This window comes from Kitasatospora sp. NPDC088346, assembly GCF_044740765.1.
Taxonomy (GTDB): domain Bacteria; phylum Actinomycetota; class Actinomycetes; order Streptomycetales; family Streptomycetaceae; genus Kitasatospora.
In genome coordinates this window covers 50269-58504 of the sequence record NZ_JBIURH010000046.1, presented here as the reverse complement: position 1 = coordinate 58504, position 8236 = coordinate 50269, and the positions used below count along the sequence as shown (strand labels likewise).

Genomic DNA, 8236 nt, shown 5'->3' with positions numbered 1-8236 from the left:
CTGGCACCTCACCCCCGCCAGCGCATAACCAGAAGGGGCCGCCCGGCCCGCAGCCAGACAGCCCCTCAGCAAGATCTTCACGAGCCTTCTAGGTGGCCAGGTGGGCGCCGCGCCGGATCGCCCGGACGAGTCCGGCGACCAGCAGCGCCCGCTCGGCCATGGCGTCGACCAGCAGGTACTCGTGGTCGGCGTGGGCGCCGCCGCCGACCGCGCCGAGGCCGTCGAGGGTCGGTACGCCCAGCGCGGCCGTGAAGTTGCCGTCGCTCCCGCCGCCGACCGCTGTGCCTTCGAGCCCCGGAAGCAGCTCCTTCGCCGCGGCGAACAGCCCGGCCGACGCCGACTCCGGCATCGGGGGCCGGCCGACGGATCCGCGGACCGAGATCTCCGCCCCGGCGAGCCGCGGAGCGAGTGCCGCGAATCCCGATTCGATCCGCTCCTTCTCGGCGGCGGACTCGACCCGGACGTCCACGACGACGGTGGCCGCCGCGGGGACGACGTTGTCGAGGGTGCCCGCGGACGCCACGGTCGGGGTGACGGTGGTGCCGAGGTCGGGCCGGCCGAGCGCGGCGACGGCCAGCACCTGGTGTGCGGCCTCGACGAGGGCGTTCACGCCGGCGGCCGGTTCGAGACCCGCGTGCGAGGCCCGGCCCGTGACGGCGACCTGGAACGTCCCGCAGCCCTTGCGGCCGGTCTTGAGCGCCCCGCCGTCGGCGGCGCCCTCGCACACCAGGACGGCGCCGCAGGCGAGGGCGCGTTCCTCGATCAGGGCCCGCGAGGAGTGCGAGCCGACCTCCTCGTCGGCGGTCACCAGGATCTCGACACCCGACCGCTCGTCCAGCGCAGCCAGTCCGTGGACGGCCTGCACGAGACCGCCGAGCATGTCGAAGACCCCGGGGCCGGTCGCCCGCCCGTTCTCGACCCGGAACGGGCGGCGCTCCAGGGTGCCCAGCGGGAAGACCGTGTCGTGGTGGCCGAGGACCAGCACCTGGGGATCGCCGCCGGCCGACCAGTGGACGTGCGGCCCGGCCTCGCTCCCGACGAGCACGGCGCGCCCGCCCAGCCGCCTCTCGATGACCGCGGCGACGGTTTTGGCCGAGACCGCCAGGGCGTCCTGGTCGCGGGACGGGGACTCGACCTCGACGAGCGTCCTGAGGTCCTCGATCATCGCGTCGACGCTCACGTCGGCGGTGCTGTGCATCGTCACGCCGCACAGGGTATCCGGCGCACCGGGGCCGGCCCGAAGGCCGGCGTCCCGGCGGCCGGCACCTCGACCGGCCGGTGCGCCGGACCCGGCGGCGGTGCCCCGCGGCAGTGGGCTCAGGGCCCCTGGTCGGCGACGAAGACGAAGCTGGCGGAGTGGTAGTAGTCCGGCAGCTGTGTGAGGGGGGTGCCGAGCGACGGGGGGCTGGTCTTGGCCCACTCCTCGGGGCCGAGCAGGTGGGCGGCGTAGTCGCTGCCGGGGACCGGCGGCACGAACAGCAGCCGGAACGAGGTGCCGTCCGGTTCCGTGGCGAACTTCCAGAGCTGGACGGTGCGTTCGGCGGCGGGAAGGCATGCCGCCTGGACGACCCTGACGACGTTCCCGCCGTCGTCCGTGCCGTCGAGGCAGTTGCCGGTACCGGTGTTGCGCAGCTGGTAGGTGTTGCCGCCGGCGGCGATGCGTTCCCAGCGTTCGGAGGGGTCCTGGTTGCAGGGCCGCAGCGCGAGGTACGGCCCCGCGGCGTCCGCCGGGCCGACGCACAGGCCCGACCGCGTGTTGAGGAGACGGAAGCCGGCCGGCCGGACGCTGGGGGAGGGGGCGGTCGGGGAGGCGGGGGCCGGGCGGGTGGTGGAGGCGGTGACGGGGACCACCGGGACGGACTCGGTGGATGCGGTGGATGCGGTGGGTTCCTGGGTGCTGGGTGTGGCCTCCGCCGTCGGCGAGGCGGGCCCCACGGTGGACGGGGCGGCCGCGAGCGTGGGCACGGAGAGGCTGATGGGCTCGGAGGTCCCCGGGCGCCCGTCGGGGAGGGCCACCATGACCGTCACGACGACCACGACCGTCGCCGTCGCCGCTCCCGCGCACAGGACGAGCAGACGCCGGTGGTCGCGGCGCCGCTCGTCCGTGTTGCGCCGCTCGTCCGTGCGGCGCGGTGCGGCCGTGCTGCGCGGTGCGGTGGTGAGGGCAGCGGAAACGGTCGCGGGGGCGGTACCGGCGTGGCCGGCGGGGATCGCGGGTGCGGCGGCCGGCAGTGCGAGCGCGGGCACCCGTCCCGGCGGGGCCTCGGCGGGCGGGTCGGACGGTCGTCGCGCGGTCCACAGCATCAGGGCGCCGTACAGCACGTCGACGTCCCAGGCGTGGACGGCTTCCAGCTCGCTCCGGGCCCGGCGGCAGCGCTCGCAGGAGGCCGTGTGCCGGTCGAGGCTGGGATGGACCGTCCCGTGCTGCACGGCGTCGCCCATGGCGGCCGCGAGGTGGCGGCAGGGTCGGTCGGCGGTCTGCGCGAACGCCTGGAGGTACGCCTCCCACAGGCCGTCCCCGGCGGCGGCGGACGGTCGCGGGCCGTCGGGCTCCATGGGCTCCTCGGCCACCGCGCGCCACAGCGCGGCCTGCCGGTGTTCCGGCAGGGCCCGCAGCGCCCGCAGCAGGACGGACGCCTCGTCGGCTCGCGTCGCCGCCGACAACGGGTCATCGGCGCCGGGCAGTTCGGCGATCCAGGCGGTGAAGGTGACCGAGAGGCCCGCCGCGCGGTCGTCACCCGCCCACCGCGCGGCGGTGCGTCTCAGTTCCGACGCCAGGTAGGGGCGCCAGGCCGAGGACGGGCCGGCACCCGCGCGGACGGCGTCGAGGGTCGAGGCGAGGGACTCCTCGGCGAGGCGGTGCGCGTCCCGCCCGTCCGGGCAGTACAGGCCGGCGTGGGCGAGGACGGCGTCCCGGTGGCGGGCGAGGGCCTGGGCCGGGGCCGACGGGTGGCCCGCGCGGATGAGTCTGGTGATCCGGGCGTCCGCCGTCTCGCTTGCCATGGACTCGGGCACTGCGCTCCTCGGGAGGTCGGGTGAGGACGGCCGGAATCGGTTCCGGCCACCCACTCCGGTGATCCGGCCGGACGGGCAGGATAACGGAAAGCCGGGCTCCGGTTCGATCTTCGTTTGTGGGCGCCCGAGGGCTTCCGGTCCCTGGTCCCCGGCCGGACGCTGCACGGTAGCGGCCGGAAGGGTGTCGTCGCTGCTCGGAGGGCCGAGTCTGAGCGGAACCTTAGGGCTTTGTCAGCGGACCCTGTGCACCGCCGATTCGGCGCCGCGCCGATCCTACGATCGGACCATCGGTCACCGGCCGGGCGGACAACCCGAACGGGGACCGGTTCGAGGAGCCCGGTCCGGTGGCAGACCGTCACGGAGCCGGCTCCAGACCGATGGTGCGTCCGACGGCGGGTCCCACCGTCGGAACGGCGCGCCGACCGTGCCGCGTCCCGTCCCCCCCGGGCATCCCCCCGCACCGGAAGGGCCGGCGACGCCCCGGGTGGACCGCAGGGCGGCCTCCTGCGGTCCGCCCGGGCCCTCCGGAAGGACGGGGTGTGCCCCGTGGCCGGTCACCGCCGGAGGAGCCGTCGGCGCCCACGACCACCACACCCATCCGCCGCCCCCGACCCCTCCGTCGGTGAGGCACGTCCTCCGGCGCGCCGCGCCGGGTGGGGCCCCGCCGTAGCCGTGGCCGCCGTGTCGGCGGCCCGTCCGGGGGCGAACGAGTGAGGAGCTGCGTGTGACGAGCGAACGAGATACCTGGGTGGCGGACGTCGCCGCGGCCCAGGCCGGTGACAAGGCGGCGATGGGGCGGCTGGTGGCCGCGTTCCTGCCGCTGGTGTACCGGTTGATCGGGCGGGAGCTGGACGGGCACGTGGACGTGGACGACGTGGTCCAGGAGACCATGGTGCGGGTCGTCGACCGGCTGGACACGCTGCGGGATCCGGCCTCGTTCCGGTCCTGGCTGGTGGCGGTGGCCAAGAACGAGGTGCGCCGCCGCTGGACCCGCCGCCAGCAGGTCCTGGAGCCGGTCGAGCCGGGGGACCAACTCCCCGACCCGCAGGCCGACTTCGTCGAGGTGACCATCCTGCGACTGGGCATCCTGGAGGCCCGGCGGGAGTTCGCGGAGGCCGTCCGGTGGCTGGACCCGGAGGACGGCGAGCTGCTGGCCCTCTGGTGCCGGGAGAACGCGGGTGAGCTGAGCCGGGCCGAGCTCGCCGCGGTGCTGGGGGTCTCGCTGCACCACGCGGGCGTACGCGTCCAGCGGCTCAAAGCCCGTCTCACCACCGGCCGTTCGGTGGTGCGGGCGCTGGCCGCGCGGCGCGGATGCCCCGCGCTCGCTCTCGCGACCGCCGACCGCGACGACGCCGTCACACCGCTGTGGCGCAACCGCATCGCCCGGCACATCCGCGGCTGCGACTGCTGTTGCGGCCAGCAGGGCGACCTGATGCCGGTGGAGGTCCTGCTCGCCGGCGCGGCCCCGCTCGGCCCGGTCCGGCGCCGGATGCCGTACGCCGGCGCCCGCCGCCCCCTCCTGCCCGCGCAGCGCCGCCGTTCCGGCTCGCGCCCCGCCCTCGGCGTCGGCTGACTGCCGCTGCGTGGGCCGGGTCGGCACCTGCCGCAGCGCACCGTACGGCGAGTGATCGAAGGGCACGGTACACCGTCGGATCCGCCAATTGCAGACTTTTGCAATTCGCATGATGCACAGTCAGCTTGCTGACTAGCGTTGCGGACATGGCACACACAGACGTGGCGTTGAAGGAAGCGATGATGATCGAGGGCGCCATCGGCGTGGCCCTCGTCGACCTGGGCAGCGGCATGGCGCTCGGCACCCTGGGGGGCAACCGCGAGTTCGACCTCTCGGTCGCCGCGGCGGGCAACACCGACCTCGTCCGGGCGAAGCTGCGCACCATGGAGATGCTGGGCCTCCAGGGCTCCATCGAGGACATCCTGGTGACCCTCACCAACCAGTACCACCTGATCAGGCCACTGACCTCGCGGACCGGCAGTGGGCTCTTCCTCTACCTGGCCCTCGACCGCAGCCGCGCGAACCTGGCCATGGCCCGCCGGCGGCTGCAGCTGGTCGAGGGCGAGCTCGAGGTCTGATGCCGCAGCCCCCGCTCTACCAGGTCAAGGCGGAGTTCTTCCGCATGCTCGGCCACCCGGTACGGATCCGCGTGTTGGAGCTCCTCCAGGGCGGACCCCTGCCGGTGCGCGCCCTGCTGGCCGACATCGGGGTCGAGCCGTCGAACCTCTCGCAGCAACTCGCCGTCCTCAGACGCTCCGGCATCGTGGTCTCCACCCGGGAGGGCCCGGTCGTCCTCTATGCCCTCGCCGGCGGCGACGTCGCCGACCTGCTGCGTTCGGCCCGCCGCATCCTCACCGTCCTGCTCACCGACCGCGAAGGCCTGCTGGACCAACTGCGCGAGCCGGACGCCTCGGCGGGCACTCCCGCAGACTCCGACTCCGACGCCGAGACGGTGGCCGGGCCGGGTGCGGTGTCCGAGTGGGGAGTGGACGAGGGCGCCGAACCGGCGGTCTGCTCGGTGCTCCCCGAACCACGCTGACAGCGCGGTCCAGCCGCCCGCCGTGCACGCGCCCGGCCCGCTCCGAAGGCGGGGCCGGGCGCCACGTCGTGTACGGGGCCGGCGCCGGCCGGTCCGCGGGTCCCGGCGCCAGGCGTACCGCTGGTGCGGCCGTACCGTGATCCCGTCCGAGTGATCCCCCTTTGTTCCCAGGCGAGTTCGAGCTCGTGAACGAGATCCCCGGGGCCCCACGGTGCGCGAGAACCGCGCCGTCGTGTCGTCGCACCGCCGTGCAGCCGGGCGGAGGTGCCGTCCCCTCCCGTGCCCGGACTGCCCGGCGCGTCGCCAGGTCCTGCTCCCGGACCCGCGGCGACCGCTCGGCCCGGTCCCCGCTCCGCTCCGTGATGGGCGCCGGCGGGTGGGGTGCCCGGCGAGCCCGGTCCGAGGGCTGCCGTGACGTCAACCCGGCCTCCAGAAGCGGGCGTTCGGGCGTGGTTCGGCGAAGCGTGCCGATGGGGCCGTTGAGGCGCAGTGTTTCCGAAGTGTGTCCATGACAACACTTCAAAGGTCTGGACCTCGTGTATGCCGTTGGCATACGTTCCTCCCGCGACCGCGTGTCGATGTTCTGAACTCGGCATCAGGGATGGCTACTTGGCCTGTCCTGTCACCTGCCCGGTCGCCCGTCCGCACTGAACCGGAGGGAAACCCATGCGAGTCACGAGCAAGATCAGGATCTTGGCCGGCGCCCCGCTCGCCGCCGCCGCGCTCATCGCCCTGGGCGCGGGAACCGCCAGCGCCGCGATACCCGTCAACAAGCCGATGTCCGGAAAGGCGACGTACTACAACGACGCCGGATTCGGCGCCTGCGGCACCCAGATCAACGCCGGAACCCAGATGCTCGTCGCCGTCTCGCACGCCTGGTGGACGGCGGCGAATCCCAACAACGACCCGCTCTGCAAGGGGATCTCGGTCAAGGTGACCTACCAGGGCAAGACCGTCACCGTCCCCGTCAGGGACAAGTGTCCGTCCTGCGACCGCACGCACATCGACCTCAGCCAGCCCGCCTTCGGCCGTCTCGCCCCGCTGGGCCAGGGCGTGATCAACGGTCTCACCTGGCAGTTCGTCAAGGTCGGCTTCGCTGGCGAAACCGTCCCGCTCTCCGAGCCCGTGACCGCTTCGACCCTCGGCTGACGCCTACGGCTGACACCCGCGGCACCCCGCGCCGCCTCCCGTCTCCCCTTCCCGGGAGGCGGGAGGCGGGAGGCGGCGCGGGGTCGCGGAGAGTTACGGCCGGCGGGGGCTGAGCTCCGCCATCGCGGACCAGCCGTCCCCCGGGGCCTCGGTGCTGATGATCTCCGGGGTGGTGGCGATGGCGTCCGCCATCGTCTCCATGGCCTTCTTGAAGTGGGCCGACTCGACGTGGGTCTGGCCGGCCTCGCGGGAGGCGAATCCCTCGACCAGGACGAACTGGTGGGGGGTGTCGACGCTGGTGGACCACTCGAAGAAGAGGTTGCCGGGCTCCTCCCGGGTGGCGGTGGTGAACTCGTCGACGAGCGTGAGCCAGTCCTTGCTGTGTTCGGGGCGGACGGTCATCTTGACGACGACGAGGATCATCGGAGTCTCCTGTGCGGTCGGTACGGTCGGGACGGTGGTGCTTAGCGGCGGCGGTCCGTCGCCGCTGCCGGCCACGGACCGGGGCCACCAGCCACCGTAGCCGGGCGGGCCGTCGGCCGACCGATCCGACCGGTGCGTGCCGCGCGTCCGGCCCGTGGGGCTCCGGGGACGGCGGCAACCGGCGCTTCGGTTTCGGTGAGGCCCCTGAGGCCCCTGAGGCCCCCTGAGGATCCCCTGAGTGAGGCGCCCCTGAGCGAGACCCCCCGAGGTCCCCCACGCGGCCGCCGCGAAACCGCCGGGCGGGGACCCGTACCGCGCGCCGTGGACCGGACGCCGGTCGTCCCCGTCGTTCAGCGGTCCCCGGAGCGCCCGTGGCCGCGCAGCAGCAGCGGCAGGAGGGAGAGGACCACCACGGCCCCCACCAGGGCCCACAGGTAGTGGTCGATCCCCGGGACGGCCCCGCCCAACCAGAACCCGGCCAGTACCAGGCTCTGCGACCAGAGCACCCCGCCGACGATCTGCCAGACGGTGAAGGTGCGCGTGGGCACGCCCAGCATGCCCGCCACCGGGCTGAGCACCGTCCGCACCAGCGGCACGAAGCGGCCCAGCACGATCGCCTTGCGGTAGCCGTAGCGGCGCAGCAGCGCGTCCCCCCGGGCGGCCGCCGATCTCAGGCGCGGGTTGCCCGTATGGGCCAGGGCCGCCCGTCCGCCGTGCCGGCCGAGCAGGAAACCGAGCTGGGCGCCGGCGACGGCGCCGACGGCGGCGCAGACCATCACCTGCCACAGCGAGAGGTGGGGCCCGGGGCCGGTGCCCGCGGCGCAGAGCACGCCGGCCGGGAGCAGCAGGGTGTCGCCGGGGAGGAAGAATCCCACCACCAGCAGGCCGGACTCGGCGAAGACCACCACCAGGACGGCCAGCGCCCCGAAGGTGGCGAGCAGCGAGGACCCGCTCGTCGGGTCGACGGCCAGCAGCGGCCCGGTCATCGGGCCCCCGCCCCCGCCGTCCGGCGGTGCGGGTGTCGTCCTGCGCGGGAACCGGCCACGTCTTGAACCGTACTCGCGCGGCCGCGGATGTTCAGCGGCCTGCCGGGACGG

Annotated in this window: 8 protein-coding genes; 4 read left to right on the top strand and 4 right to left on the bottom strand. The window is 74.4% G+C overall.

Annotated features, from left to right (window positions below; translation table 11 throughout):
* Positions 1-88: 88 nt before the first annotated feature.
* Both ACIOFR_RS34495 and ACIOFR_RS34490 read right to left on the bottom strand, forming a co-directional pair.
* Positions 89-1198, bottom strand: coding sequence for a M20/M25/M40 family metallo-hydrolase (locus ACIOFR_RS34495; RefSeq protein ID WP_401003502.1), 1110 nt, complete (start codon positions 1196-1198; stop codon positions 89-91).
* A gap of 119 nt (positions 1199-1317) precedes the next feature.
* Positions 1318-3015 (bottom strand): RICIN domain-containing protein, encoded by a 1698-nt coding sequence (locus ACIOFR_RS34490; RefSeq protein ID WP_401003494.1) that lies wholly within the window; start codon positions 3013-3015, stop codon positions 1318-1320.
* A 724-nt stretch (positions 3016-3739) separates the two neighbouring features.
* On the opposite strand from ACIOFR_RS34490, the gene ACIOFR_RS34485 reads away from it, so the two are divergent.
* From ACIOFR_RS34485 to ACIOFR_RS34470, 4 genes are all read left to right on the top strand, one after another.
* Positions 3740-4588 (top strand): sigma-70 family RNA polymerase sigma factor, encoded by an 849-nt coding sequence (locus ACIOFR_RS34485; protein ID WP_401003492.1) that lies wholly within the window; start codon positions 3740-3742, stop codon positions 4586-4588.
* Between the two features lie 146 nt (positions 4589-4734).
* Positions 4735-5106, top strand: a complete 372-nt coding sequence (locus tag ACIOFR_RS34480) for a hypothetical protein (RefSeq protein WP_401003490.1) — start codon at positions 4735-4737, stop codon at positions 5104-5106.
* Positions 5106-5567, top strand: coding sequence for an ArsR/SmtB family transcription factor (locus tag ACIOFR_RS34475; RefSeq protein ID WP_401003488.1), 462 nt, complete (start codon positions 5106-5108; stop codon positions 5565-5567). The genes ACIOFR_RS34480 and ACIOFR_RS34475 overlap by 1 nt, the downstream gene beginning before the upstream one ends.
* 666 nt (positions 5568-6233) lie before the next feature.
* The gene (locus tag ACIOFR_RS34470) at positions 6234-6716 is read left to right on the top strand and encodes a cysteine/serine endopeptidase inhibitor (RefSeq protein ID WP_401003486.1); all 483 of its coding nucleotides are present in this window, start codon (positions 6234-6236) and stop codon (positions 6714-6716) included.
* A 93-nt stretch (positions 6717-6809) separates the two neighbouring features.
* Here ACIOFR_RS34470 and ACIOFR_RS34465 read toward each other — a convergent pair whose 3' ends face one another.
* Positions 6810-7139: a putative quinol monooxygenase gene (locus ACIOFR_RS34465; RefSeq protein ID WP_401003484.1), complete on the bottom strand. Its 330-nt coding sequence runs from the start codon at positions 7137-7139 to the stop codon at positions 6810-6812.
* Positions 7140-7489: 350 nt separating this feature from the next.
* Positions 7490-8125, bottom strand: a complete 636-nt coding sequence (locus ACIOFR_RS34460; RefSeq protein WP_401003482.1) for a DedA family protein — start codon at positions 8123-8125, stop codon at positions 7490-7492.
* Positions 8126-8236: the final 111 nt, after the last annotated feature.

Coding starts and splice junctions, on each gene's coding strand:
- ACIOFR_RS34495 (WP_401003502.1), bottom strand. CDS start 1,198: ATGCACAGCACCGCCGACGTGAGCGTCGACGCGATGATCGAGGACCTC.
- ACIOFR_RS34480 (WP_401003490.1), top strand. CDS start 4,735: ATGGCACACACAGACGTGGCGTTGAAGGAAGCGATGATGATCGAGGGC.
- ACIOFR_RS34475 (WP_401003488.1), top strand. CDS start 5,106: ATGCCGCAGCCCCCGCTCTACCAGGTCAAGGCGGAGTTCTTCCGCATG.
- ACIOFR_RS34470 (WP_401003486.1), top strand. CDS start 6,234: ATGCGAGTCACGAGCAAGATCAGGATCTTGGCCGGCGCCCCGCTCGCC.
- ACIOFR_RS34465 (WP_401003484.1), bottom strand. CDS start 7,139: ATGATCCTCGTCGTCGTCAAGATGACCGTCCGCCCCGAACACAGCAAG.
- ACIOFR_RS34460 (WP_401003482.1), bottom strand. CDS start 8,125: ATGACCGGGCCGCTGCTGGCCGTCGACCCGACGAGCGGGTCCTCGCTG.